Genomic DNA, 26,980 nt, shown 5'->3' with positions numbered 1-26,980 from the left:
TAACGATAAATCCAACCAGCCTACCTGTTACCAGGTAACGGAGCCGATCATGTCATCCTCCACAATCACACTGGTTGCACCGCTCAAGGGGGTTGTCGTCCCCTTGGCGGGCGTGCCGGATCCCGTCTTTTCCGAGGGAGCCCTGGGTGATGGTATTGCCCTGGACCCGCTAAGTGATTGCTTGTGCGCCCCCTGTCATGGCGAAGTCATTCAATGTGCCAGGACTCAGCACGCATTTACCTTGCGTCATGCAAGTGGCATAGAAGTCCTGGTCCATCTTGGCCTGGATACCGTGGCCCTGGAGGGGCAGGGCATAGAAGCTCTGGTCAAGTTGGGGCAGCAGGTCGAGTCTGGACAACCACTGTGTCGCTTCGATCCCGACAAGCTGGCCCGTGAAGCCACCTCCTTGATCACACCGATGGTCGTGCTGGATAGCGCTGGCTGGTGTCTGGAAGGGCAAGCAGAACCGGGTGTGGTGATTGCACAGGGGGAGCCGCTGCTGACTTTGAGCGATGCGCAAGTGGAAGCCAGCAGTAGTGCCCCTGTATCCGGGACGCGCAAGGAGGGCCGCTTGACGCTGGCGCTGGAAACCGGCTTGCATGCACGCCCGGCAGCGCGGCTACGCGGCATTGCCAAGGAGCATGGCGTTACGCTCGTGGTCTACGGAGAGGGCCGTTCCTCCAGTGCCAGCAGTGTCAGTGGGTTGATGAATCTGGGGCTGGTATGTGGTAGCGAGGTGACTCTCGTTGTGGAAGGTGAGGGTGCCGAACAGGCATTGATCCAGGCAACCTCACTGTTGACCACACCGGAAGGCCATGCCCCTGTGGCGAAGTCGTCGACTCCCGTAGCGGCAGAGCTGAGGGATGGAGAGTTGGCTGGTCTGGTAGCGAGCCCAGGCCTGGCCAGCGGTCCGTTGACCAGACTCAGCATGTGCTTGCCGCAAGTCCCCGAAAAGGGACAGGGTGTCGATGTCGAGAAACCGCGACTGATGGCCGCGCTGGAAAAGGTCGGCGGACAGCTGGAAACGGCTCGTCATGCAGCCGAAGAGGCTGGCAAGACAGCCGAAGCAGAAGTCTTCGATGCCCATCTGGCATTGTTGGATGATCCGGGGCTGATTGCCGCCTCAGTAAGCCGCCTGGAGCAAGGCCTGAGTCCTGGGCAGGCCTGGCGAGAGGCGCTCGATGAAGAAGCGGAAAAGCTGCGTACCAGCGGTAACGAAATTCTGGCGGGGCGTGTGGCCGATCTCCAGGATCTGCAACGCCATGTGATGATGGAGTTCTGCACGAATATCAAAGATGCCGAGTCTTTGGTAGGCAATATTCCTTCGGGCGCCATTGTTCTGGCTCAGGACCTGACGCCATCCGCTTTTGTCGAACTGTGTGAGCAGAATCCGGCTGGACTGTGTCTGGAAGCGGGCGGTGTGACATCCCACCTGGCCATTCTGGCGCGCGCCAGAGAGCTGCCCTGTCTGGTAGCCATGGGCGACGCCATCAGTCACCTGTGTGAAAGTGTCGCGGTACTGGATGCCGATAGTGGCAAGCTGGAGACCACGCCAGACCACGCGCGCCTGGAGCAGGTGAGTAAGACACTTGCCAGTCGCCGGGCCCAGGCGGAAGCCGAGAGAGCGCAAGCGCATCATGAAGCGGTGACCTGTGATGGGCGCGTTGTCGAAGTGGCGGCCAATATCGGCTCCAGTGAGGAAGCTCGTCAGGCGCATGCCAATGGTGCCGATGGTGTTGGTCTGATGCGCAGCGAGTTTCTTTTCCTCGGGCGTGACCAGGCACCAAGTGAGGCTCAGCAACTGGCTGAATATCAGGCGACCATTGATGCTCTGGGTTCCAAGCCTCTGGTCATTCGTACCCTGGATATTGGTGCTGACAAGCAACTGTCTTATGTCAGTCTGCCTCCTGCCCCCAATCCTGCGATGGGAATCCGTGGTACACGCCTGTGGCAGAGCAATCCTGAATTGCTGGATACCCAATTGCGAGCACTGCTGGGCGTCAAGCCATTGCGCCATCTGCGCATCATGGTGCCGATGATTGCGGATGCCAGTGAGTTGGAGTGGGTGCGCGAACGTATGGAAGTCACAGCCGCCGAGATGCAGTTGACCGAGTTGCCACTGCTTGGCGCCATGATCGAGGTACCTAGTGCAGCCTTATGCGCAGGTAGCCTGTCAAGAGCGGCAGACTTCCTTTCCATCGGCACCAATGACCTGACTCAATACGGCCTCGCCATGGATCGGGAAGACCCTCTGTTGGCCGCCCGTGCCGACGTGTTGCATCCGGGAATACTGCGCTTGGTCCAGGCCGCGCTGCAGGGCACAGCAGGACGCTGTCCCGTGGCGGTATGTGGTGCTGCCGCGGGTGATCCGTTGGCGGGCCCCTTACTGGTGGCCATGGGCGTCGATGAACTGTCAGTGGAGCCGTCGCGTGTTGCCGCGGTCAAGGCACGAGTGCGTCGTCTGGATAGCCGGGTCATTGCATCTGAGCTGGAGCGTTTGCTGGCACTGCCCGATGCCGCAGCGGTACGCCACGAACTGGCGCCGCTGGTCGACGCTGCGCTCAATTCTGAGGTTACCCCGGAGAGGATCCCATCATGATAAAAACACTTGGATCTCGCCTGATGGCCGCGTTACAGCTGCTCGGGCGTTCACTGATGCTTCCTATTGCAGTGTTGCCGGTGGCTGGCCTGTTGCTGCGTCTGGGACAGCCGGACTTGCTGGATATTGCGTTCATCGCCGGCGCAGGTGATGCCATCTTCGCCAACCTGCCGCTCGTGTTTGCCATTGGCGTAGCCGTCGGGCTAGCCAATGACAGCAACGGCGCGGCCGGGCTCGCGGGTGTCATCGGTTATCTGGTGCTCGATGCGGTACTCAAGAGTATCGATGAGAGCATCAACATGAGTGTCCTTGCCGGTATCCTCATGGGGGTTGTCGCAGGTCTTTTCTACAATCGCTTCAAGGCCATTCGAATGCCGGAATATCTGGCGTTCTTTGGTGGCCGTCGTTTTGTGCCCATTGCCACTGGTCTGGCGGGGGTCTTGCTGGGGATTGCGCTTGGCTGGGGATGGCCACCAATTCAGCAAGGTATCGATACCCTAGGCCACTGGTTGATCGATGCGGGTGCCCTGGGCAAATTCGTCTACGGTGCGCTCAATCGCCTGTTGATCGTTACCGGGCTGCATCATGTACTCAACAGTTTCGTGTGGTTTGTGTTCGGCAGCTACGATGGTGCAACAGGTGATCTGCATCGCTTCTTTGCCGGCGATCCGACGGCCGGGGGCTTCATGACCGGCTTCTTCCCGGTGATGATGTTTGGCCTCCCGGCTGCAGCCCTGGCGATGTATCACACGGCCGAGAAGGGGCGTCGTGCCCAGGTCGGTGGTCTGTTGATGTCTCTGGCCTTGACCGCTTTCCTGACGGGAGTGACCGAGCCGATCGAGTTCACCTTCATGTTTCTGGCACCGTTGCTGTATGCCTTCCATGCGGTGATGACGGGGGTGGCCATGGCCATTTCCCAGTGGCTCGATATCAAGTTGGGTTTCACCTTTTCCGCAGGCGCGTTCGACTACGCCTTGTCCTATGGCCTGTCGACCAACGGCTGGATGGCAATTCCGTTGGGCCTGGCCATGGCGGCGGTTTACTACTTTATCTTCCGTTGGGCCATCGTTCGCTTCAATCTGCCAACCCCCGGGCGTGAACCGCTGGTGGACGGAGGCGGTACTGCTGCGACAGTCTCCATGGACGAGCGTGGTCCGGCCTTTGTCGTCGCCCTGGGTGGCGCTGACAATCTGGCCAGCGTGGGCGCCTGCACGACTCGCTTGCGCTTGGTTCTGGCTGAGCCTGAGCGGATTGACGAGGCTTCCCTGAAGGCACTGGGAGCCCGCGGTATCCTGCATCTGGCAGGCGGAGGTCTTCAGGTCATCCTGGGGCCGATTGCGGATAGTGTGGCAGATGAAATTCGCACTGCCATGGCAGCCATGGGGCAAGCCGCTCCAGAGGTCTGTGCATCCGACAACCAGGTCGACGAACCAGCGGTTCCGGCACTCGAGCTCAGCGCCGATGACCTGTCGGCCTGGCAAGAAGCCTTGGGCGGCCAGGGTAATGTACGCGAGCTTGAAGCCTGTGCCGTTACCCGTCTGCGTGTCACTGTTGCGGGCAATGGCAATATCGACGAGCAGGCATTGACGCATCTTGGTTGCCACGCTGCGATGCGTATTGGTGACAGTACCTGGCACCTGATCGTTGGTGACAGGGCGGCTGGACTTGCCGGATGTCTGAAAAGGGCGGGGCTGGCAGCAAGCGACTGAACTGACGCGGACACAAGCCCCGATAATGCAAATGGCACGCCTCTTGGCGTGCCGTTTGCGTCGAGACACGGTAGTCTGGGCATGGCAAATGCCACAGGCAATACCGCCAAGGGCTGGGCGTAATGGAGGTTCTTCATTTCATGGATGCACACCTGATCGTTTCCGATCTCGATGGTACCTTGCTCGGTGCTGATCATGATCTGGCCGAGATCACTATAGCCACTCTCCGGGAGCTGGCTGGCCAAGGGCACCATATCGCCCTGGCATCCGGTCGGCATCATCTCGACATGCTGGCTTTCCGTGACCGCCTTGGTATCGATGCACATATCATCAGCAGCAATGGTGCCTGGACATTGAACCCTAAGGGCCTGTGCCTGCGCCGGCACTATCTGACATCGGAAATTGCCCAGACATTGATTGCATTGCCGCGTCCGGATGGTGTGCGTCTCAATATCTATCGCGATGACGCCTGGGTGATTGACGACCATGCCCCGGGGCTGCTCGCATTGCACGACGCTACGGGGTTTGGCTATCGCGTGGAGGCCAGCCCGGAAATGAGCGCAGAAGGCATTGGCAAGGCACTGTATATCGGTCAGCCCGAAGCATTAGCAGAGCTCGAGTCTGCGGTGAGGCAGGTGGCGGGGGAGGCACTGCACATTACCTATTCCATGGCCAACTCCCTCGAGATCATGGCCGCAGGTGTCAATAAGGGAACTGCGGTTGCGGCATTGCTCGATGATCTTGGCATTCCTGCCGATCGTTGCCTGGCCTTTGGTGACAACCTCAATGACATGGAAATGCTGGCCTTGGCAGGGGAAGGTCATGTGATGGCCAATGCTCATCCGAGTCTGGCCACGGAAGTGCCAGGAGCCAGGGTCATTGGCCACCACGCCGAGCATGCTGTGGCGATACAACTACGTGAGCGGTTTGGTTTGGCGTCAGCAGTGAGCTAGCTGGTCCGGTACCAGGCGCAAGACCTGCAGCCTCTACCACCATGGTGCAATCGTGATAACTCGTGGCGCTGGCTAAGGTATCTTGCCTTGAGCCAAGCGCTTTCAGAGACTTCCATGAACACACCTAGCGCGCCTATCGTCGTCGTCGATGACGATCCCGAAATTTGTGAGCTGCTGGCCGATTACCTGGGTCGTCATGGGTACTCGGCACGCATTGCTGAAAATGCCCAAGCGCTTTATCGCCTACTCGAGAAAGAAATACCGGCTCTGGTCATTCTCGACCTGATGATGCCCGGAGAGGATGGATTCGCGGTATGCCAGCATCTCCGCAAGCAGAGCGACCTGCCCATCATCATGCTGACGGCTAGCGATGATCAGACTGACCGCATTCTGGGGCTTGAATTCGGGGCTGATGATTATCTGTGCAAGCCGTTCGATCCCCGGGAGTTGCTGGCCAGGGTCAAGGCGGTCCTGCGTCGTTGCCAGCCTCGTGACGCCAACCTGATACCACACAAGGCTCGGGTGCTGGCGTTTGGTGACTGGCGTCTCGATAGGGTAAGCCGTGAGCTGATGGGTCATGATGGTGAACGATTACCTCTCAGTGGCGCGGACTTTCAACTGCTGCAGGTGTTTCTGGATCGCCCGGAACAAGTCCTGTCTCGTGAGGACCTGTATCAACTGACACGAGGGCGCCCGGCTCCGCCATTGGATCGTTCCATGGACGTGCATGTGTGTCGCTTGCGTCAGCGATTGGGTGAAGATGCCCAGCATTCTCAGTTGATCCGTACGGTGAGGGGCGCGGGCTATGTGCTGGCCGCTCAGGTCGAGGCGCTGGCCTGATGCGCATTCTGCCGCGTACTCTGCGCGGGCGCTTTCTGTTGATCATGGTCATTGGTGTCCTGGGGGCTCAAGTGATGAGCTATGCCTGGTGGAGTGCCCAGGAGAGTGAGGAGCAGAACGCGCGCGTGGATGAGGTGTCGAAGAACCTGGCCTACAGTGTGGCTTCCACTGTGCGTTTCTTCCGCTCCTTGCCCCATGCCTATCGCCATGTCGCCCTGGACCAGTTGCGTGACATGGGGGGCACGCGTTTCTTTGTCAGCGTCAACGATCATCGCTTGCCGGTCATGGATATTGGGGATGGTCCGGCCAAGGAGCGGGTCGTCGATACCATGCGTCGAGTCTTGCATCGAGAGCTTGGGGTATCCCAGGTGACGGTGGAGTTTTCCCATCCTCATGATCTGCGTTTGCTCAATACAGAAGTCCTGCTGACCGAGATGCCTCCTCGCTGGGGGCAGCACACCTTGTTGAGCGCCACACAAGATCAGCCGATCCTGGTGGTGCAGTTGCCCCTGGGAGGAGGGCAGTGGCTGTATGTGGCGACCCTGATGCCGATGCCCGGTATCTTCCATGATGATTTCTGGCTATCCCATGATCGACTGTTCGTATTGCTGGTTGTGCTGGTGACGGTCATTGGGTTGTCGGCACTGGGGATTCGCAGTGCGACACGCACCTTGGGACGTCTGGCCAGGGCTGCACAGCGTCTGGGCAATGACCTGGATGCGCTGCCCTTGCGCGAGACCGGCCCCAAAGAAGTGGCCACGGCGGCAGCGGCCTTCAATCGCATGCAGAGACAGCTGCAGCATCAGGTGGAGGAGCGTGAGCGCTTGTTCTCAGCGATTTCTCACGATCTCAAGACTCCGATCACCCGTATGCGGTTGCGTGCCGAGATGCTGGATGATCCGGTACAGCGCGAACGCTTCGCCGCGTCACTGGATGAAATGGACCAACTTGTGCGCGGTGCCCTGGCTTCGGTCAAGGGGTTGGATATGCATGAACATGCTGAACCTTGTGAACTCAGGCCTCTGCTGGAACACCTTTCCACGGAAGTCGCTCTGCTGGGAGGCCGGGTCAGCATCAAAGGCAAGGCAGAACCGCTGCTGATCAAGCCTCTGGCATTGAAGCGGGCACTTGCCAACCTGCTGGAAAATGCCGTGTTCTACGGCACGAGTGCGGAAGTGGCACTGCAAGACAGCCCGGACGTGCTGACGTTGACGATACATGATCATGGTCCAGGCATTCCCGAGGAACAGATGAATCGGGTTTTCGAGCCATTCGTACGCCTGGAACCTTCACGCAGTCGCCATACAGGCGGTAGTGGGCTGGGCTTGAGCATCGCCCGTCATATCATTCAAGCACACGCAGGGACTCTGGGGCTGACCAACGGCCTGGGCGGTGGGCTGGAAGTGTCCATCCGCTTGCCGCGCCCAGGTCCTTTTGCACATTAATCGGAGTGGCAGCCAATTTGTCGTGCCAGGCCCTTTGCAACACTTGGTAAAAGAATTCAGCAGAGGACTTGACGTAGGCTGTGGTGATCACAGGAGGATGCTGTAATGAATTATTTCGATCCCGCTTTTCTCGATCAGCATGTACGCAAGACGATGGCCTTCTACCATCCTCGGGCCATTGATCCTCATGGTGGTTTCTATCAGTACTTCCGGGATGATGGCGAGATCTATGAAAAAGGCCATCGCCACTTGGTCTCCAGTACGCGTTTCGTTGTCACCTATGCACGCTTTGCGCGCCAGACAGGAAATGCCGAGTACCTGCGTTGGGTACGCCATGGCCTGAAATTTCTCGAAAGCCAGCACTTTCAGTCTCAGCAGCAAGGCTATGCCTGGACGCTGAAGGATGGCGTTGTCGAGGACAGTACCCATCACTGCTATGGCCTGGCGTTTGTGCTGCTGGCTTATGCCGAGGCATATCGTGCGGGAGTCGAAGAGGCCCGGCGGGAAATCGATCGTGTCCATGCCATGCTTCAGCGGCGTTTCTGGGAGCCGCAGTGGAACCGTTTCGCCGATGAAGCCGATGCCCATTGGCAGCTTTCGGACTACCGGGGGCAGAACGCCAACATGCATGGCTGCGAGGCGTTGATTGCCGCTTATGAGGCCACCGGCGAAGTGCATTTTCTGGATCAGGCCATGGCGATTGCCAATGCCCTGGTGCGTGCCAACCTTGGTGATCCTCGTGATAACCCGAATGGCTGGATCTGGGAACATTACGATCGGCAATGGCGGCGTGATCTCGATTACAACCGCGATGACCCCAAGCATCTGTTCCGCCCCTGGGGCTATCAGGTTGGCCATCAGACCGAGTGGGCCAAGCTATTGGCCATTCTGGCGCGACATCGTGATGATGCCTGGTTGATTCCCGCTGCCGAGCGCCTGTTTGTCTCGGCGGTAGAGGCCGGTTGGGACAGCACGCATGGCGGCCTGGTCTATGGCCTGGACCTGCAGGGAAAGGTCTGTGATGGCGACAAGTATTTCTGGGTCCAGGCCGAGAGCCTTGCGGCTGCGGCTCGTCTTGGCGAGGCGACAGGCAAGGCCGTGTATTGGCGTTGGTATCGCCATCTGTGGAATTTCAGCTGGACTCATATGATCGATCATCGTCACGGCGCCTGGTATCGCATCCTGACCCCGGATAATCAGGCTTATTCCGATGAGAAGAGTCCTGCTGGCAAGGTGGATTACCACACCATGGGGGCCTGTCAGGAAGTCATGGAAGTCTTGAAGCGGCGAAATATTACAGCCTCGTAAGATTATCCATTACTACGTAACCCAAGAAGGAAACGGGATGCGCTAGCGTATTGTCAGGCGGTGCCTCGGGTGCCGCTACATAACAAGACAATAAACAGGAGTGACATCATGCCCGCACGCTTGCGTTTCCCGATGCTGCGTCTTACCTGCGCGGCCGTGGCCACCGCCGCTGCCCTGACAACGACGGCGGTTGAGGCCGGTGAGGTAGAGGTTCTGCACTGGTGGACATCCGGAGGGGAGGCCGAGGCAGTCGGTACACTGCGCGATCTGCTGGAGCAGGAGGGGCATTCCTGGAAGGACTTCGCCGTTGCCGGTGGTGCCGGTGACAGTGCCATGACGGTACTCAAGTCACGTGCCATGTCCGGTAATCCTCCGTCCGCTGCCCAGATCAATGGTCCAGAAATCCAGGAATGGGGAGAACTTGGCCTGCTCGGCAATCTGGATGATGTTGCGCAGGAGGGGGACTGGGACGAATTGCTGCCGGACGTTGTGGCCAACATGATGAAGTACGACGGCCACTATGTGGCAGTGCCGGTCAACGTGCATCGTGTCAATTGGCTATGGGCCAATCCGGAAGTGCTGGCGGATGCTGGAGTGGAGGTGCCTACTACCTGGGATGAGCTGTTTGCCGCGGGCGAGAAGCTGCGTGAGGCGGGTTACGTTCCCTTGGCCCATGGCGGTCAGCCGTGGCAGGATACCACTACTTTCGAGACCGTCGTACTGAGCCTGGGAGGCGCTGATTTCTATCGGGACGCCTTTGTGGAACTGGACGAGGATACTCTGAAGAGCGACACCATGATCGAAGCGCTGGATACCTTCAAGCGTCTGCGCGAGCTGATGGACGAAGGCATGCCCGGGCGAGACTGGAACCTGGCGACCAAGATGGTCATCGACGGTCAAGCGGCCATGCAGATCATGGGAGACTGGGCCAAGGGCGAGTTTTCCGCCGCAGGCATGGAGGCAGGCAGCGACTACGTGTGCGCGCCGGTACCTGGTACCGATGCCGACTTCATCTTCAATATCGATAGTTTCGCCATGTTTCAGCTGGAAGATGACCGTTCCGCCGAGGCTCAGAAAACACTGGCACGGCTGATTCTTGAACCGGACTTCCAGGCGTCCTTCAACAAGATCAAGGGCTCGATTCCGGCACGTCCAGACCTCGACATGAGCGATTTCGACAGCTGTGCCCAGCGCTCCATGGAGGACTTCAAGGCGGCCCAGGCCAATGACACCCTGGTACCGAGTGTCGCTCATCGCATGGCGATGCAAAGCGACGTTCAGGGAGCCTTCTTCGATATCATTACCAACTACTTCAACGATGAGTCGATGACCGCCGAGCAGGCGTCCGAGCGTCTGGCGCAGGCTGCCAGTCTGGCGTTCTAGGTCCCGGTTCTCCATCGGAAACCGACTCCCTCATTCGCGACCCTGGTCGAGCAACTCAGGCCAGGGCCGCGGTTGCCGAGGCATGTTGAGGTAATTCTGCGATGCCCATCAACACAACTCAGGTTCCGGCTCATGCCGGTGCCCGGGGCCACTCCGCCTCTGCCAGTCTGCAGTCCTGGCTACCCAGGCTGGTGTTGGCTCCCTCCGTCGCCATATCCCTGTTCTTCGTCTATGGCTTCATGATCTGGACGTTTGTCCTGTCCCTGACCAACTCGCGCATGTTACCGAGTTATCATTTTGTCGGTTTCGGTCAGTATGCCCGCCTGATGGCCAATGAGCGTTGGTGGGTAGCCGCCTCCAATCTGGCCATCTTCGGCGGCCTGTTCATTGCCATCTGCCTGGTCATCGGAGCCGGGCTTGCCATCCTGCTTGATCAGCGTATTCGCCAGGAAGGCACCTTGCGTACGCTCTATCTCTATCCCATGGCCTTGTCTTTCATTGTCACCGGGGTGGTGTGGAAGTGGCTGCTCAATCCCGGGCTGGGCATCCAGGCCATGGTACGCAGTTGGGGATTCGACAACTTCACCTTTGACTGGCTGGTACAACCGGAGATGGCGGTCTACACCCTGGTCATCGCGGCAGTATGGCAAGCGTCCGGCTTCGTCATGGCACTGTTTCTGGCCGGGTTGCGCGGTATTGATGACGAGATCATCAAGGCGGCCCAGCTCGATGGGGCCAGTCTTCCGCGCATCTATCGGCGAGTGATTCTGCCTTGTCTACGACCGGTGGTGTTCAGTGCCGTGATGATCCTGTCGCACATTGCCATCAAGAGCTTTGACCTGGTGGTGGCGCTGACCGGTGGCGGTCCCGGTTATTCCTCGGATCTGCCCGCGACGTTCATGTACGCCCATGCCTTTACCCGAGCGCAGATTGGCCTGGGGTCTGCCAGTGCCATGTTGATGTTGGGTGGTGTGCTGGCGATTCTGGTGCCGTACCTGTACAGCGAGTTGAGGAGCAAGCGCGATGTCTGATGCCATGAGTCGGGGACAGGTGATTCGCCGCCAGACACCCGCAGCCAAGGCTCTGCGTGGATTGCTTTATGCCGTGCTGATCGTTGCTGCAGTGGCATACCTGATGCCCCTGGTGGTCATGCTGCTGACCTCCATCAAACCGCTGGCCGAAATCACTCCTGGCAACCTGCTGGCGCTGCCCCGGTCGCCGACCGTCGAACCCTGGGCGAAGGCTTGGGGAGAGGCCTGTACGGGGATGCGTTGTGAAGGGGTTGGGGGCTATTTCTGGAACTCCTTTGCCATTGTCATTCCTGCCGTGATCATCTCGACGTTGGTCGGTGCGCTCAATGGCTATGCCCTGACCAAGTGGCGCTTCAAGGGCTCGAACCTGGTGTTCGCGATGATGCTGTTTGGCTGCTTCATCCCTTTTCAGGTCGTATTGCTGCCCATGGCCCAGACGTTGGGTTGGTTGGGGTTGGCCAGCTCGCGCTCGGGTCTGGTGCTGGTGCATGTGGTATTTGGCATCGCGTTCACCACCTTGTTCTTCCGTAACTTCTATGTGGGTATCCCCGACGAACTGGTGAATGCGGCCAAGCTGGATGGTGCAGGGTTCTTCCGCATTTTCTGGCGCATTCTGTTGCCGGTGTCGGCTCCGATCATCGTGGTCTCGGTGATCTGGCAGTTCACCCAGATCTGGAACGACTTTCTGTTCGGGGTGGCTTTCTCGGGCCATGACACTCAACCGGTGACGGTAGCACTCAACAACCTGGTCAATACCTCTACCGGCGCCAAGGAATATAACGTCGACATGGCGGCAGCGATGATTGCTGCACTACCAACGCTGGTGGTCTATGTACTGGCCGGCAAGTACTTCGTGCGGGGCCTTACCGCTGGTTCGGTCAAGGGCTGACGTTCATTACAACGACAATTCAGTGACGAGAATTCATCATGTCCGCTCTGGAAATACATCAGCTGCACAAGAGCTTCGGTTCGACCCATGTCCTCAAGGACGTCAATATTTCCATCGCTTCCGGAGAATTTCTGATTCTGGTGGGGCCATCAGGCTGCGGCAAGTCGACCCTGATGAATGCCATTGCTGGTCTGGAGCCGATCACCTCCGGGGAGATTCGTATCGGAGGTGAGGATGTCACTTGGCGAACGCCGGCAGAAAGAGACATCGCCATGGTATTCCAGTCCTACGCGCTCTATCCCAGCATGACCGTGCGTGGAAATATTGCCTTCGGCCTCGAGATGCGCAAGATACCCAAAGCCGAGCGTGAAGCTGCGGTGCAGCGGGTTGCCGACTTGTTGCAGATATCGCATCTGCTGGATCGCAAGCCATCTCAGCTGTCGGGAGGGCAGCGGCAGCGAGTGGCCATGGGCCGAGCCTTGGCCCGAGAGCCGCAGATCTATCTGTTCGACGAACCGCTTTCCAACCTGGATGCCAAGTTACGTGTAGAGATGCGCACCGAGATCAAGAAACTGCACCAGCGTCTTGGCACCACCATCGTCTATGTGACGCATGACCAGATCGAGGCCATGACACTGGCGGATCGTATCGCTGTCATGCGTGATGGACAGGTACAGCAGCTTGGCACGCCGGACGAGATCTACAACAACCCCGTCAATGTATTCGTCGCCGGTTTCATGGGCTCGCCGGCAATGAACTTCGTTGATGCTGTCCTGGAAGGTGGCAGAGGCAACTACGCTCTGCGCATCAGCACGCCAGGACAGGAAGACCTGGTCTTGCCATGGCCAGCCGAGCGTGACACCGATGCACTGGCTTCGTGCGTCGGGCAGAAGATGCTGCTGGGTCTACGTCCGGAACATTTCAGCGAAGCAGTTGGACATTCCGGGGCAGGTACAGCGATGGCAGCCGTGATCGGGGTCGTGGAGCCAACCGGTGCCGATGTGCTGATCAATCTCCCCCTGGGGGAGGGAGAGGTGACCGCCCGGGTCGGGCCGGACTGCCACGCTCGCCCTGGTGAACGGCTGGAACTGCAGGTGGATATGCGTCGCGCGGTGCTTTTTGATCCGCAACGCGAAGTACGTCTGGCATAAGTTCTGATGCCCTTTTCGGCAAGCGCTGACGACGGCGCTTGTCGTCAGTGGTTAGTCACCTCCGCCGCCGCCATCTCCACCACCACCGCCAGAATCACCACTGAAGCTTCCTCCAGAATCGCAGCTGCTGCTTGAAGATATTCGGTTGGAAGTATCGGTATTGCAGTTGCTGAAACTGTCGTCAACGGCGTAAACCGAAGATGTGCCATTATCGACGACAATGGGGGCACTGTTATCAGATGAACGGCGCAGGGGGCGAGATCCAGTGACGCTTCGGGTACCCAGGTAAATGGCCAGGGCAAGCATCACGAGGCCAAAGGCAACGGTACCAATGGCCCAGGAGAGAGTCGCTGACATTCTTTGCTTCCTTGCTTGGCGGTATCTACAAAATGCCTGTACTTGACAATGCGGCGTTGAAATTTTGCCTTGTCTTGGGAATGTCTTTTCCTGTGCGAGACTCCCATTCAGTGCTTTCAGTCCTGTCCCTTCTTCGGTGCCTCCATTCTCTTGAGCTGTTGCCATAGTTCCTTGCGCAGGTCCGTGAGGCGAGGGCGCTCATTCGGGTTGAAGGCGAGAGGGCGAGCCAGTTGCTGGGTACGCAGTCCGAGGCGGGCGCCCAGCAGGCCGACGCCCAGGCCCTGGGCAGCGCGTGCGGAAAGTCGTCCGGCCAGGTCCAGGGTCAGCATCTGCATGCTGGCATCCGCGGCCAGTTCCGTGGCACCGGCAAATGCCATTTGATACAGCACGCTGCGTAATAAGCGAATACGAGCACCATAGCCAAGTTCCAGGCCATAGATACGGCAGATGCGATCGATCATGGCCAGGTGGCGCCAGGCGACTAGTCCCATATCCACCAGCGTAAGAGGACTGATTGCCACCATGGCGGCCGTTTCGCTGCTCATCCGGGAAATCAGCCGTCGAGCTTCCCTGTCACGGGGAGCCAGCAGGTGGTGCTGGACAAGCTCGGCAAGGTCGCGACCATCATGGTGGGCCTCGCGTGCATTGTTGAAGGCCTGCCAGTGAGGATGATCATCGTTCAGAGAGAGTTGCTGGCGCAGGCGTTCGACCAGTGCACTGGCGTTTTTGGGGGGAAGTTGGGGCAACTCGGAGAGATCCTGGCGCAGGTTGTCGTGGCGCTTGAGACGGCGCAGACGAAACAGCTCCCGGCCGAGCGCGCCAGTTCCCAGGCCAATGACACCCAATCCCAGTATCTGCCAGCCAGTATTGAGCCAGTCGCCGCCAGCCAGCGTGGCGGGTAGCCCAGTCATCAGCTCTGCCGTACCCAGGCCAATCGTTCCAGCAAGTACGGCAAGCAGTCCCCAGCGGCGCTTGCGTGGACGCAGGATAGGCTCCAGCGCTGGATCATTCGCTGAGACACTGTCGGCCTCGGGGGTGACCGGCAGATGGCGGCTAGGTTGCTCGGCATCGAAGCGCAGTCCAGGTTGCGGATCGACACGAGGAGCCTCGGGTGACCGGGGCTTGGCATCGCTGAAGCGTATTCCCGGGCGCGGATCGTCCTGTGGTGATGTCATGTGAGTTTGTCTCCGATCAGCCACTCCAGTGCGGCATCCATGCGAATGTGAGGCAGGGCTCCGGGTGCTGTCTGCTGGGGGCGGAAGGCAATGAAGTCGAAGCCCTGGCGTGTCCAGAAGTCTGCTGTAGGCAATCGCGCTGGTACTTCACCGGGAAAGGTCAGCAGGGGCTCGCCATCCAGTGTCGTACCTTTCAGGGCTGGCGTATTGCGTCCTTGATGGGAGACTTCTCGCGCTTCGGTTGCCCGGATAGATGCCAGAGAAAGCGCCTTGACCGGGATGTTGGCGTATTTCAGGTTCTTCAATGGCTCTGCCAGCAAGGCTTCAAGCAGAGCAACCAGGTGCTGGTGCTGTTCGGGTGTGACATGGTCAGCCTTGGTGGCAGCGATGGCCAGGCGGTCGATACGCGGTGTGAACAGGCGCGAGAACAGACTGCGTTGACCGTAGTTGAAACTCTGCATCAGTCGCGTCAGGGCCCGGGAAAGGTCTTCGAAGCGTTCAGGGCCAGCGTTGAGTGCTCCAAGGACATCCACCAAGACGATCTGGCGGTCGAAGCGACGAAAATGCTCCCGGTAGAAGGGGCGTACGATATGGCTCTGGTAATAGGCGAAACGTTTGGCCAGTTGAGCATAGACGCTGGCGTCGGGGAGCCTGTCCAGGGTTTCCGCATCCTGCTCGGCGAGCCCGGGGAGGGGGAAAAACTGTAGTACAGGAGCGCCCTGGAGTTCTCCTGGCAACAGGAAGCGTCCAGGCTGGAGGTCGGAAAAGCCAGCTTCGCGCGCAGCCCTGAGCCCTTCAGCATAATGCTCGCTGATGGCGGCCAGGCGAGCCTCGTCGACTTCAGCGTCGGGCGTGAGATCCTCCACCTCGGCGTAAAAGCTGGCCAGCATGCTTTGGCGAGCAGGGCCGGCTTCTGCGAATTGAGCCTGGCTCCAGCTCAGATAGTCGTGCTCAAGCAAGGGGAGATCCAGCAGCCATTCGCCAGGGTAGTCGAACAGATCCAAAGTCAACTCTGTGGTTTCCGGGCGCAGCCAGGCCTGGCGCGCTGGACGATAACGAATCTTGAGGCGCAATTCACTGATGCCACGAGTCGGCTCTGGCCAGCGCGGAGGCGTCTCTTCCAGTGTGGCGCGAGCCTGATCAAACGGGAAACGCGGCACACCAAGATCCTGCTGAGCGACGCGTTGAGCACCGAGCAGGCGCCCTTCACGGGCGGCAGAAAGCAGGTCGAGACGGGCTTCCAGGCCAGAGTGGCGAAGTTGATCCACCAATGAAGTGAGAAAGGCCGTCTTGCCAGCACGGGAAAGCCCCGTGACCGCCAGGCGTAGCTGACGGTCACGGCCGCGCTCGATCAAATCCATCAGATCACGGGTCAGGTCCTGGGCCATTCAGGGCTCCATGCAAGAATATCAGCCCATAATCTGGGGCCTGCCGCGAGCAAACACAAGTGAAGCCGAGTACTGAGCTCCTGTCTATTGCAACTGATGGCGCTGAGGTATCAGACGCTGCAGCAGAATGACGACAAGGGGAATCGATGCCAGGGGCAGCAGCAGTAGGTTGAGACCGGACCATCCTAGCAGTACCGCGCTGGGGCCAGCGGCCAATGAGGCGAAAGCGACGGTGGAAAACACCAGGAATTCGTTGGCTGCCTGTACTCGTGCTTTCTCCTCGGGACGATGGCATTCCGTCAACAGGGCCGTGGCGGGCAGGAAGGTGAAGTTCCAGCCCAATCCGAGCAATATCATGGCTGCTGTGAAACGAATGCTGTCCAGCGTAGAAAACGCCGCCAGAGCGCTGGCAACCAGCAAGAGACATCCGATGATGATCATGCATTCACGACCGAAGCGTTCGGTCAACCGGCCGGTGAAGAAGGAAGGCACGAACATGGCCAGTACATGCCACTGGATTGTGGTGGCGACGTGGTTGAAAGGATGGCCTGAGTGAGACATGGCCAAGGGCGCCGCGGTCATCGACAGCGTCATGACACCGTAGCCAATCATGGCAGAAATGACAGCCAGTACGAAGCGTGGTTGGCGCAATAGCGTGCCCAGTGGTCGAGCAGTCCCTTGTTGATGCTGAGCATGTGATGCGGGCAGCGAGGTGAAGCGCAGAATCACCAGAGCCACGGTATAGAGAACAGCGAGTCCGATGAAACTGCCGAGAAAGGGCGTTGTGGCCAGGTCCTGGCTATGACGGGCCAGCCAGGGACCGAAGAACGCTGCCAGTACTCCACCGCCCATGACCAGGCCAATGGCACGATCCCTGGCCGCCACCGGTGCGGCTTCAGTGGCGGCGAAGCGATAGAGTTGCCCGAATCCGATGCCGATACCGATGGCGAAGGTGGCGGAGGTGAAGCCCCAGAAGTTCCCTGCCATCAGGGCCCATGCTGCGGCGAGAGCGCCGCCCAGGCCAATCACGTTACCCAGAGTGAAGCCCTGCCGACGACCGAGTCGTCCCATGATGAGAGACGCGGGAATGGTGGCTCCCATCAGCCCCAGCCATTGACTGGCGATGGGCAGGGTTGCCAGCCAGGGTGATGGCGCCAGTTTGTCTCCAATCAAGGGCGATACAGCAATCAACAGGATATTGCCGCTGACCAGTAGTGCCTGGCATAGAGACAGCAAGACCACACTGAGTGGCAAGGAACGGGATTCACTAGCGGATGAGGGCATGAGCAGCTCCAGTGGAATAGCAGCAAGATAGTGCAAGTCGGTTATGTGGGACAGGGGTGGTGTGCTGGGTAAAGAGCATTTTTAGAGAGCGCTAGAGTCGGTGTGTGGTGGGTGGGCTGCAAAGCGCGCGCGATAGACAGACGGCGAGACGCCGTAATGGCGCTGGAACAGGCGGCGAAGCTGCTCGGCTCCGCCCAGCCGCCATCTCGATGCCAGGCGTTCCAGGGAGGGTTCTCCGCCTAGCAGGTCGCTGCGTGCGGCTTCCAGGCGCAATTGGGTCAGATACTCGCCCGGTGACGTATCAAGCTGGCGCCGGAAAAGACGCGACAGATGGCGGGGCGTGATCGCCAGTCGCTCGGCCATGGAATGGATATCATGGTCATTGCCAGGCGCAGCATGCAGCTCCTCTATCAGAGGCCTGAGCCGAGGGCCGGCGCGCTGTTGATGCAGCAGTACTTCACTGAACTGGGATTGTCCGCCTGGGCGATGCAGGAACATGACCAGTTCTCGGGCAACTCGGCTGGCCAGTTCGGTACCATGGTCGGTTTCCACCAGAGACAAGGCGAGATCGATGCCCGCGGTGACTCCCGCGCTGGTAAAGCACCCTCTGTCTTCTACATAAAGGGCATCAGGCAGGACCTCTATATCAGGGTAATGTCGTGCCAGGTCGGTGCAATGGCGCCAGTGCGTGGTGGCCTTGCGACCATTCAGCAGTCCTGCTTCGGCCAGCAGAAAGGCGCCTGAGCAAATGGCTCCCAGGCGCCTGACGTGAGGAGCCATCCTGCGCAGCCCATCGACATGAAAACGCTGGCGGCACTGGTAAAAGACACCACTGCCGCCGGCTACCAGCAGAGTGTCGGGGGCTCCTTGAGCTTCCAGTCCCTGCCAATCCAGGTCGGCGCATAGTGTCAGCCCGCCGTTGGTCTTTATCATGCCGGCGGCCCGGGCCACCAGGCTCAGGTCGTAAAGTAGACGGTTCGCCATCTGGTTGGCACTGGCAAATACCTGCCAAGGGCCGCTGACATCGAGTACCTGGCAATCGGGATAGGCAACGATCGCAACACGGCGTAAGGGAGAGGGAGGCATGGCAAACTCCAGCATGTCGGGGTTTCTGGAGTCTGGAGGATGACGAGGATGTCATCAATGACCAATATCCCACCAATAAGGACATTCGGGGCGTGGCAGGGACTCAAGTGCGACGCCAACACCACAGCGCCCCGCTCGGTGAGCGGGGCGCTGTGGTGTCAATCGTGGTTGGCGACGATGTCAGGCGAAAGAGATGTACATGGCAATGACCAGGACAACCAGCACGATACCGGCGGGAATGGCGCCTTTCCAAGGCGTCAGGTCCACGGCACCAGCGTCTTCATGCACCCAGGCTTCGGCACGGGGGCGAATCTTGCCGATCCACAGCATCATTGCCACCAGCAGAACGAAGACCAGGGCCACGAAGTGGAATTCATGCATGATGGTCGGTAGCTTGTTGAACGGCGGAATGAAGTAGCCGGCAAAGATAAACAGACACCCCCCGACCAGGGCGATCTTGGCGGCCATGGCCGGAACACGCCGCGTCAGCAGGCCGACGATGACCACCGCCAGGATGGGGATGAAATAGATGGCATTCATCTTTTGCAGATAGCTGAACAGGCTTTCCTGACCGGCCAGCAGAGGAGCGATGGTCATGGCGGCAATAGCCATGATCCAGCCGAATACCTTGCTTGCTTTGACCACCTGTTCGTCAGAGGCATCCTTCTTCAGCACTGCCTTGTACAACCCCAGGCTGAACAGTGTGGTCGTGGAGTTAAGCGCTGAGTTGAAGGAAGACAGGATGGCACCCACCATGACCGCTGCGAAGAACCCCGTGAGCGGTGCAGGCAATACGTTGAACACCAGGTGGCCGTAGGCTTCGTCGGCGCGAACGCCTTGGTCCGCATAGAGGTGGTAGGCAATGATCCCGGGGAGTACCAGGTAGAGCGGGCCAAGCAGTTTGAACAGGCCTGTCAGCAACACACCTTTCTGGCCTTCAGCCAGGTTCTTGGCGGCGAAGGTACGCTGGATGATCTGTTGGTTGGTGGTCCAGTAGAAGAGGTTGATCAGGAAGACCCCGGTGAACAGTGTCAGGAAGGGAACCTGCTGCTCAGCAGTACCCATGGAATTGAACTTGTCCGGGTTGCTCTGCTTGAGAAGTTCCCAGCCTGCCATGATGCCTCCATCGTCGCTGACGGCCTGCAGGCCGAAGTAGACGATGACGAAGCCGCCGACAAGCAGGCCGATGCCATTCAAGGTGTCGGATACGGCAACGGTGCGCAGGCCACCAAATAGGGCATAGATGGAGCCGATGATGCCGACAATCCATACCGTTAACCACAGCAGGGTGGTATCAGACTGAATACCGGTCAGGGAATGCAGGTCGAGCATGCCCTGAAGACCAACGGCACCGGAATACAGAATGATTGGTAGCAGAATTACCGCGTAGGCAATCAGGAAGATGATGTTACAGATCAGTTGGGTGCCGCGGTCAAAGCGGATTTCCAGCAGTTGAGGAACGGTAGTGATGCCGCTCTTGAGGAAACGCGGCAGGAAGAACAGCCCCAGGGCGACCAGCGCGATGACGGCAACCACCTCCCATGCCATGACACTCAAGCCATCAGTGAAGGCAGAACCATTGAGGCCTACCATCTGCTCGGTGGACAGGTTGGTCATCAGTAGTGAGCCTGCGATCAACGGGAATGTCAGGCTACGTCCAGCAAGGAAGAATCCGTTGCTGCTGGAATGGTCGTCTTTGCGCGTGATGCGCCAGGTAATGAAGGCGACCAATCCTGTAAAGAACAGGAATGACGCGAAAGTGAGTAAGGGCATGTTGTCTTCCTTGCGGTCAAAATGCGGAGTAGGTTCGCTAACCAATTCGGCTGCCGAAGCTGAACCGGACATCGCTGATAAGCCTAGGCAGTAACTGAGTCGTCTGGCTCAAAAAACTTCGCATTTGGCATTCGGTTCGTAGTGAAATCTGGGAGTGTTCTGCTCGGAAACTTACGTTCATTGCGCATTGGGTGCTTATCTTAAAGGATTAAGAAAGCAGCTAAGACACGTTATAAAACGAACAGCATGCGAGTTTAGGCGTTATGAAAACTACGGCTATACGCCTTTTGTCGTATAGCCGTAGACGGGCGTATTGTTGCCCATTTGCGGCTAGAATGCATTCGCAGCCGGCATTCCTGGTGACGGGAAAGCTGTGATGAGATTTCTTGCCCCCAGGCACCCTATTAATGGAGACGATCATGCCCGATGTGAAGGCGGCTGAAGAGGTGGTGGGATTCTGGTTTCAGGTGCTGACACCGAAGCAGTGGTTTGCCAAGGATGATGACCTCGACCGACGTATTCAGCAGGACTTTGGCATGACCCTGGAAGCGGCAGCGGCAGGGGAGCTGTGGCAGTGGCGCCGCTCCGCACGTGGGCGGTTGGCGGAAATCATCGTGCTCGACCAGTTTTCACGCAATATTCATCGGGGCTCGGCGCAGGCCTTTGCCTGTGATGGCCAGGCACTGGTTCTGGCCCAGGAGGCAGTGGCTCAACAGGCTGATCGCAAGCTGGATGTCCATGGGCGGTCGTTCCTTTATATGCCTTACATGCACAGTGAGTCTCTGGTTGTGCATGATGAAGCCTTGCGGCTGTTCGACCAGCCCGGGTTAGAAGATAACCTGCGTTATGAACATCTTCATCGGGAGATTCTTGCACGCTTCGGTCGCTACCCTCATCGCAATGAAGTGCTAGGGCGTGCCTCGACGGCGGAAGAGCTGGCTTTCCTTTCGCAGCCAGGTTCTTCTTTTTAACCTGGCCGTTCTTGCTGGTGACACGTTAAATAGCGGGTCAGCATGCTCCTTGAAAAGACACCACCGGCCAAAGGCCGGTGGTGTCGTCAGTGTGATGCTGCTGGTTGTGTCAGTGTCAGGCGGTAGCAGCTGCCTTGCTGCCTACCAAAGCTTCCAGACCTTGTTCGATGATGCTCAGGCCTTCTTCAAGGATGTCATCTTCGATAGTGACAGGCATCAGGAAACGAATGGTATTGCCGAACATGCCACAGGACAGCAGGATCAATCCCTTCTCACGGGCTCGCTTGCACAGTTCTGCCGCCAGAGCGGGAGAGGGCTCGCCATTGCCGTCAGCGAGTTCGAAGGCCGCCATGGCGCCGAGGTTGCGCGGATGGACGACAGCATCGAAGCGTTGCTCCCATTGCTGGAAGCGTTTGGCCAGCTTGTCGCCCAGAGCCTGGCTCTTGTCGAGGATATTGTCTTCCTCGAACACTTCCAGCACGGCAAGGGTCGCAGCACAGGAAACAGGGCTGCCAGAGTAGGTGCCACCCAGGGAGCCGACACATGAAGCATCCATGTGCTCGGCCGTCCCCACCACGGCGGAGATGGGCATGCCTGCCGCCATGCTCTTGGCCATGGTCATCAGGTCTGGCTGAACGCCGCTGTGTTCAATGGCGAACATCTTGCCTGTCCGTCCAAAGCCACTCTGAACTTCGTCGATGATCATCAGGATGCCGTGCTCATCGCAGATCTCGCGAATCTTCTTGAGGAAACTGGCCGGGGCTGCATAGAAGCCTCCTTCACCAAGTACCGGTTCCAGTACGATGGCTGCCGTGTCCTTTGGATTGGCATCGGTCTTGAGCACCATCTTCAGGCGACGAATGGATTCTTCTTCGCTGATGCCGTGCTCGGGTACTGGGTAGCCCGCGCGGAATACACAACCCGGCATGGTGCCGAAGTCGCTGGCATAGGGCGCTACCTTGCCGTTCATGGCCATGGTCATGAACGTCCGTCCATGGTAACCGCCATCGAAGCAGATAACGTTATTGCGGCCAGTGGCGGCGCGGGCAATCTTGACGGCATTTTCCAGTGCCTCGGCGCCGGAGTTGACCAGCATGACCTTGGCATTGCCGCGCACGGGGGTAATGCCTGCGAGCTTTTCGGCCACCTGGACATAGCCAGCATATGGCATGACGGTCTGACAGGTGTGCATGACATGGTCAAGCTGATCCTTGACGGCCTGCACGACCTTGGGATGGCGGTGGCCGATGTTGAGCACGCCAATGCCGCCGGCGAAGTCGATCAGACGGTTTCCATCGGCATCCCAGATCAGAGCGTTTTCGGCACGGTCTGCAAAAGCGGTAGCAGGACTGGCAGCGCCTTTGGCAACGTAGCGTTCTTTCAGCTCATTCAGTTGTGCATTATTCATGACGAAGTCTCCAGATGAGGAATGATTAGAGGCCGCCAAGACAGGCGTACTTCAACTCAGTGTATTCATCCAATCCATAGCGAGAACCTTCTCGGCCCAGCCCGGATTCCTTGATGCCCCCGAAAGGAGCCAGCTCTGTGGACAGGATGCCCTCGTTGATGGCCACCATGCCGTACTCAAGGTTTTCCATGGTATGCCAGATACGACGGTAGTCTCTGGCGTAGAAGTAGGCTGCCAGGCCGAATTCCGTGTCGTTGGCCATGGCGATGGCTTCTTCATCCGTGGTGAAACGGAACACCGGAGCCAGGGGGCCAAAGGTTTCTTCCCTTGCTACCTGCATGTCTGTGGTGACATCGCGCAGGACAGTAGGTTCGAAGAAGGTGCCACCCAATTGATGGGGCTTGCCGCCACACACCAGGGAAGCCCCCTTGCCAAGTGCATCGCTGATATGAGACTGCACCTTGTCTACGGCGGCAGCGTTGATCAGCGGGCCTTGAAGCACACCATCATCCAGTCCATTACCAACCTTCAGCTCAGCCACACGTTTTGCCAGCTTCTCGACGAAGGCATCGTAGACACCGTCCTGAACCAGTAGACGGTTGGTGCATACGCAAGTCTGGCCAGAATTGCGGTACTTGGACGCGACAGCGCCTTCCACTGCAGCATCCAGGTCAGCATCGTCGAAGACAATGAAGGGAGCGTTGCCCCCCAGCTCCATGGAGGCTTTCTTTACCGTAGCAGCACATTGTGAAAGCAGGATCTTGCCCACGGCGGTGGAGCCTGTGAAGGACACCTTTCGTACGCGGGTGTCTCCTGTCAGCACAGGCCCCACTTCACGTGGTGAACTGGCTGTCACGACATTGAGTACACCGGAAGGAATGCCGACATCTTCAGCCAGCTTGGCCAGTGCCAAGGCTGTCAGAGGAGTGGCCTCTGCGGGCTTGATCACCACGCTGCAACCGGCAGCCATGGCAGGCGCGCACTTGCGCGTGATCATCGCCAGAGGGAAGTTCCATGGCGTGATGGCTGCTACAACACCGATTGGCTCGCGAAACACCAGGATGCGCTTGTCGGGACCATGGCCAGGCAAGGTGTCACCGGCGATGCGCTTGGCTTCTTCGGCATAGTACTCGACAAATGACGCGCCATAGGCAACTTCGCCTCGTGCTTCGGCTAGAGGCTTGCCCTGTTCGCGGGTCATCAGTTCAGCCAGGACTTCCTGGTGTGCCATGATGCTGTCATGCCAGGCGCGCAGTAGTGCGGAGCGCTCCTTGGCTGTCTTGCGCTTCCAGCCGTGCCAGGCGGACTCGGCAGCTGAGACGGCCTCGCGAACGTCATCGGCACCGAGATCTGCCACCTGGGCCAGCACTTCACCGGTGGCAGGGTTGGTCACGGCGAAATGGCGCTCAGAGTCGCGCCACTGGCCACCGATATATGCCTTGTCGAAGATCAGATCCTGATAACTGGACATGGGACGCTCCACGAACAATGTAGGGGGTGTGTCAATGTTTGACGAGTGTGCATTATTTGAAACATCGAGCCAAGAGGGTGTTCCAAATTTTTTTGACAGTGATGTTTTTATTCATCGCGCCTTTTCATGCCGCACAATTTTTTATCTCTAGAAAGTGGTCAAGCATCGGACTGACGCTTGCTTTCCGGTACACTGTTGCGCCGAATTCCCGAAGCTCTCGCGCCATCCGGTGATGATTCGCTTGCGCAGGCTAGATGAAGCAACAGTCCCTTTGATGAGGTGAGCCTTGGTAGACCCCTTGAACGCCTGGTGGGCCCAGCAGTTGGTGATGTGCAACTGGGCTTTCATGCCCGATCCCATGATGCTGCCCGAGGAGGCGGCACGCGAACGGTTGGCGGCACTCGAGATCGCCGACCGTGGCGAGTTGGGCTGGCGATTGCTTGAGCTCAGAGGGGCTGTTGAAGTACCGGCTTCCTGGTTGCTGGCCAGTCTGGAACTGGCGGCATTGGCCGGTGCCGCAGGCTGGCTTTCTCATGAACAGGCGTGTCAGTGGGGGCTGGATACCTGTCGTAGTATTCATAGTCGCTATGCCGACTTGGATGCATGGCTGGAAGCGGTTCGCACCTGTCGTGGGGCGGAAGATTGGATGCGAGGTGATGACGGCCTGCCCGAAGCTTGCCTGGCATTATCCACATTGGAGGCTGAGGGCGATGGCGTGACCTGGGCCTTGTTGGAGGCTTGCCTGGAAAAGAAAGGCAAGGCTCGGCTTTGGCCCCAGCAAGCAGAGGATCAGGTCTGGCGATTACGTGCAGCATTCTCGCCGGTCATGGTAACGCCTGCCTGTGAGCTGGATTGGGTTGGTAGTGAGCGCTGGCTGTCCGAGGTCTGGCAGATTCACGGACGTGATGACTTGATACGGGCCATCCTGTGGTTGACGAGCCAAGGAGACCGGCAGGGCTGGGATATCGATGCGGCACGCTTGATGATGCTAAGCCAGGAAGAGTGCCAGACATGGCTGGAAAGCCTGGAGCCTCAAGTAGTGGCCTATGGCCGTCTGCTCAGTCAATACGTCGCGAAAGGTGAGCCTCTGGAATGGGCTGCTTGGGACTGGCTGAGGGCTGTCGATCTGGCATGGGCAGGTTGCTGTAGTGGCTGGTTGACCCAGCAGGAAGGAACCATGCTGGCCACGCATGCGGGGGATCTGGTGGTTCGACGTTACAGCGACTGGAGTGCTCTTGCCCGAGCCTATCAGCGTGGCCGTAGCCTGTTCGAGGGGCAGGATCGCCTGCCGCAACTGAGCATGGACTGGCGCCTGTTGATGTCGTCGCCAGCAAGCCCCTGGCGTGGAAGCCTTGGAGAACTGCTCAATGCCGACGTGGTGGAGGCTGCACGCCATTCCATACGTCAGTGGCGTAGCTCTCCGCGTCACTGGGTGTTGGCGCTGGCTTCAGTGCGTGATCCGGAGCTATCGACACGGCAAGGGGCAGAACCTGTTCTGTCTGAGTCCCGAGTCGAGGAAGCACGTCAGTACCTCATTGAGAGTCTGGAACTATATGCGGATGAGGGAGCAAAAGCATTGATGCGCTATTGGTTGCCGGCGCAGGCTCATCATCTCAACCAGTTGGCCGCTGATGCTGCACATCGGGCTTTGCCGCCATCTCGCACACCATTTGGCGACCCGGCTTCTGCGGACTTGATCAATCGAGATTCCCTGAGCAAGGCGACACGCCATTCGGCGACCATCCACATGGCCGAGAAGTATGCTTTCTATCTGCAGATGGCAATGGATAGCCAGCAATTCAGCGAACGAGAACTGATCGAAATGGCATCATCTCTGCGAGATGTCCTGTGTCGTTTCTACAGTTCGCCCAAGCAGCTTCTTGAAGCCTGGGCCACTTGGGATAGCCTGCTACCCGAGCCAGAACAACCGACTTTGACGGTAGAGATTCGTTGGCATCTGGAGGACCCGGGTAGCCTGTTCCATTGGCTTGACTGGGCCAGTGATACCTGGAATGAACCGGGGGAGCGCCCGTCGTTGAGCCACTTCACGGCTCTGGCACTGGTAGGACCGCTGAATACGCCAGTCTGGAACCTGCCACAACAGGAGAGTGATCGCGAAGGCGCTTCCATCCGCGACTGGATTGACAGCCATTATGGTTTGCACAGTTCAACCGAGTTGATCGATTTCGTGCGCTTCTTGCTCGATGTGGGAGATCGTCAGGAATATCAGATCAACTATGCACCTTATACTCTCAATCCTGCGCGACTGAGCTCCGAAATTGCGACGCTTGAGTCCGGCGATTGCAATGAAGAAGAGCGTAACCATCTTTCCCGGCTGATTCGGGTTCGCGACAATGCCGAGAGCTGTAATGATGTTGATATGTGCGCCTGGGATCTAGCTCAAGCGGTAGATCTGGCGATTGCAGGGCGTCAGCTCGGATGGCTGGCCAGATCCGACTTCCTCTCCGTGCTGGAAAGAGCCTATGCATTGGCTTCCGAACACTATTCCGGGTGGCAGGATTATGCCCAGGGCCTGTATGCCGGCTTCTCCTTTTTCATGGGGGAGACCCCGGATAGAGAAGCCTTTCTGGCCAGTTTCCGCCAAGCCATTACTGCCTGGTTAAGCGCTGCTCCGCCTTTGGCCGGTAGCTGGGCAAGCCTGGACTTTCCTGGTGCGCGACCACGTCATTGGGCACCGTTGCACATTGATACCCTGCCCGGTGATGGCAGGACTTTGCACTGATTTGCGCACATTACGG

20 protein-coding genes are annotated in these 26,980 nt (G+C 58.6%); 12 read left to right on the top strand and 8 right to left on the bottom strand.

Annotated features, from left to right (window positions below):
* Nucleotides 1-49: 49 nt before the first annotated feature.
* From ptsP to Q1K07_RS11300, 10 genes are all read left to right on the top strand, one after another.
* Complete coding sequence (ptsP, locus tag Q1K07_RS11345) at nucleotides 50-2,599, top strand: phosphoenolpyruvate--protein phosphotransferase (protein ID WP_300310862.1); 2,550 nt, start codon at nucleotides 50-52, stop codon at nucleotides 2,597-2,599.
* Nucleotides 2,596-4,308 carry an N-acetylglucosamine-specific PTS transporter subunit IIBC gene (nagE, locus tag Q1K07_RS11340; protein WP_300310861.1) on the top strand — a complete coding sequence of 571 codons (1,713 nt, stop codon included), beginning with the start codon at nucleotides 2,596-2,598 and terminating at the stop codon, nucleotides 4,306-4,308. The genes ptsP and nagE overlap by 4 nt, the downstream gene beginning before the upstream one ends.
* 140 nt (nucleotides 4,309-4,448) lie before the next feature.
* Nucleotides 4,449-5,261 carry a Cof-type HAD-IIB family hydrolase gene (locus Q1K07_RS11335; protein WP_300310859.1) on the top strand — a complete coding sequence of 271 codons (813 nt, stop codon included), beginning with the start codon at nucleotides 4,449-4,451 and terminating at the stop codon, nucleotides 5,259-5,261.
* A 114-nt stretch (nucleotides 5,262-5,375) separates the two neighbouring features.
* On the top strand, nucleotides 5,376-6,101 hold the full coding sequence (locus Q1K07_RS11330; RefSeq protein ID WP_300310857.1) for a response regulator: 726 nt from the start codon (nucleotides 5,376-5,378) through the stop codon (nucleotides 6,099-6,101).
* Entirely contained in the window at nucleotides 6,101-7,546 is a 1,446-nt protein-coding gene (locus tag Q1K07_RS11325) for an ATP-binding protein (protein ID WP_300310854.1), read from the top strand. Before Q1K07_RS11330 ends, Q1K07_RS11325 begins: the two co-directional genes overlap by 1 nt.
* A gap of 105 nt (nucleotides 7,547-7,651) precedes the next feature.
* On the top strand, nucleotides 7,652-8,854 hold the full coding sequence (locus Q1K07_RS11320) for an AGE family epimerase/isomerase (RefSeq protein ID WP_300310851.1): 1,203 nt from the start codon (nucleotides 7,652-7,654) through the stop codon (nucleotides 8,852-8,854).
* Nucleotides 8,855-8,986: 132 nt separating this feature from the next.
* A complete protein-coding gene (locus Q1K07_RS11315; protein WP_300310953.1) occupies nucleotides 8,987-10,237 on the top strand; it encodes an ABC transporter substrate-binding protein in 1,251 nt (416 codons plus the stop codon).
* A 101-nt stretch (nucleotides 10,238-10,338) separates the two neighbouring features.
* Complete coding sequence (locus Q1K07_RS11310; RefSeq protein ID WP_300310849.1) at nucleotides 10,339-11,268, top strand: carbohydrate ABC transporter permease; 930 nt, start codon at nucleotides 10,339-10,341, stop codon at nucleotides 11,266-11,268.
* Between the two features lie 4 nt (nucleotides 11,269-11,272).
* Nucleotides 11,273-12,157, top strand: coding sequence for a carbohydrate ABC transporter permease (locus tag Q1K07_RS11305; protein WP_300310951.1), 885 nt, complete (start codon nucleotides 11,273-11,275; stop codon nucleotides 12,155-12,157).
* Between the two features lie 38 nt (nucleotides 12,158-12,195).
* Nucleotides 12,196-13,308 carry an ABC transporter ATP-binding protein gene (locus Q1K07_RS11300; protein ID WP_300310847.1) on the top strand — a complete coding sequence of 371 codons (1,113 nt, stop codon included), beginning with the start codon at nucleotides 12,196-12,198 and terminating at the stop codon, nucleotides 13,306-13,308.
* Nucleotides 13,309-13,359: 51 nt separating this feature from the next.
* On the opposite strand, the gene Q1K07_RS11295 is transcribed toward Q1K07_RS11300, so the two are convergent.
* The 6 genes from Q1K07_RS11295 to Q1K07_RS11270 form a co-directional block, all read right to left on the bottom strand.
* Nucleotides 13,360-13,665 (bottom strand): hypothetical protein, encoded by a 306-nt coding sequence (locus tag Q1K07_RS11295; protein ID WP_300310844.1) that lies wholly within the window; start codon nucleotides 13,663-13,665, stop codon nucleotides 13,360-13,362.
* Between the two features lie 116 nt (nucleotides 13,666-13,781).
* Nucleotides 13,782-14,840: a YcjF family protein gene (locus tag Q1K07_RS11290; protein WP_300310842.1), complete on the bottom strand. Its 1,059-nt coding sequence runs from the start codon at nucleotides 14,838-14,840 to the stop codon at nucleotides 13,782-13,784.
* A complete protein-coding gene (locus Q1K07_RS11285; protein ID WP_300310839.1) occupies nucleotides 14,837-16,228 on the bottom strand; it encodes a YcjX family protein in 1,392 nt (463 codons plus the stop codon). The genes Q1K07_RS11290 and Q1K07_RS11285 overlap by 4 nt, the downstream gene beginning before the upstream one ends.
* An 84-nt stretch (nucleotides 16,229-16,312) precedes the next feature.
* Nucleotides 16,313-17,482 carry an MFS transporter gene (locus Q1K07_RS11280; protein ID WP_300310948.1) on the bottom strand — a complete coding sequence of 390 codons (1,170 nt, stop codon included), beginning with the start codon at nucleotides 17,480-17,482 and terminating at the stop codon, nucleotides 16,313-16,315.
* Nucleotides 17,483-17,593: 111 nt separating this feature from the next.
* Nucleotides 17,594-18,598, bottom strand: a complete 1,005-nt coding sequence (locus tag Q1K07_RS11275) for a GlxA family transcriptional regulator (RefSeq protein ID WP_300310836.1) — start codon at nucleotides 18,596-18,598, stop codon at nucleotides 17,594-17,596.
* Nucleotides 18,599-18,778: 180 nt separating this feature from the next.
* Nucleotides 18,779-20,371: a solute:sodium symporter family transporter gene (locus tag Q1K07_RS11270; protein ID WP_300310834.1), complete on the bottom strand. Its 1,593-nt coding sequence runs from the start codon at nucleotides 20,369-20,371 to the stop codon at nucleotides 18,779-18,781.
* A 419-nt stretch (nucleotides 20,372-20,790) separates the two neighbouring features.
* Between Q1K07_RS11270 and Q1K07_RS11265 the strand changes: the two genes are divergently transcribed.
* A complete protein-coding gene (locus tag Q1K07_RS11265; RefSeq protein ID WP_300310832.1) occupies nucleotides 20,791-21,342 on the top strand; it encodes a DUF924 family protein in 552 nt (183 codons plus the stop codon).
* A gap of 115 nt (nucleotides 21,343-21,457) precedes the next feature.
* Here Q1K07_RS11265 and gabT read toward each other — a convergent pair whose 3' ends face one another.
* Entirely contained in the window at nucleotides 21,458-22,750 is a 1,293-nt protein-coding gene (gene gabT, locus Q1K07_RS11260; protein ID WP_300310831.1) for a 4-aminobutyrate--2-oxoglutarate transaminase, read from the bottom strand.
* Between the two features lie 25 nt (nucleotides 22,751-22,775).
* Nucleotides 22,776-24,221, bottom strand: coding sequence for an NAD-dependent succinate-semialdehyde dehydrogenase (locus tag Q1K07_RS11255; RefSeq protein ID WP_300310830.1), 1,446 nt, complete (start codon nucleotides 24,219-24,221; stop codon nucleotides 22,776-22,778).
* A 286-nt stretch (nucleotides 24,222-24,507) separates the two neighbouring features.
* Between Q1K07_RS11255 and Q1K07_RS11250 the strand changes: the two genes are divergently transcribed.
* On the top strand, nucleotides 24,508-26,964 hold the full coding sequence (locus Q1K07_RS11250; RefSeq protein ID WP_300310829.1) for a DUF1266 domain-containing protein: 2,457 nt from the start codon (nucleotides 24,508-24,510) through the stop codon (nucleotides 26,962-26,964).
* Nucleotides 26,965-26,980: the final 16 nt, after the last annotated feature.

The organism is Halomonas sp., from assembly GCF_029263665.1.
In the GTDB taxonomy this organism is placed as follows: domain Bacteria; phylum Pseudomonadota; class Gammaproteobacteria; order Pseudomonadales; family Halomonadaceae; genus Halomonas.
This window is presented reverse-complemented; position numbering and strand designations above follow the sequence as displayed.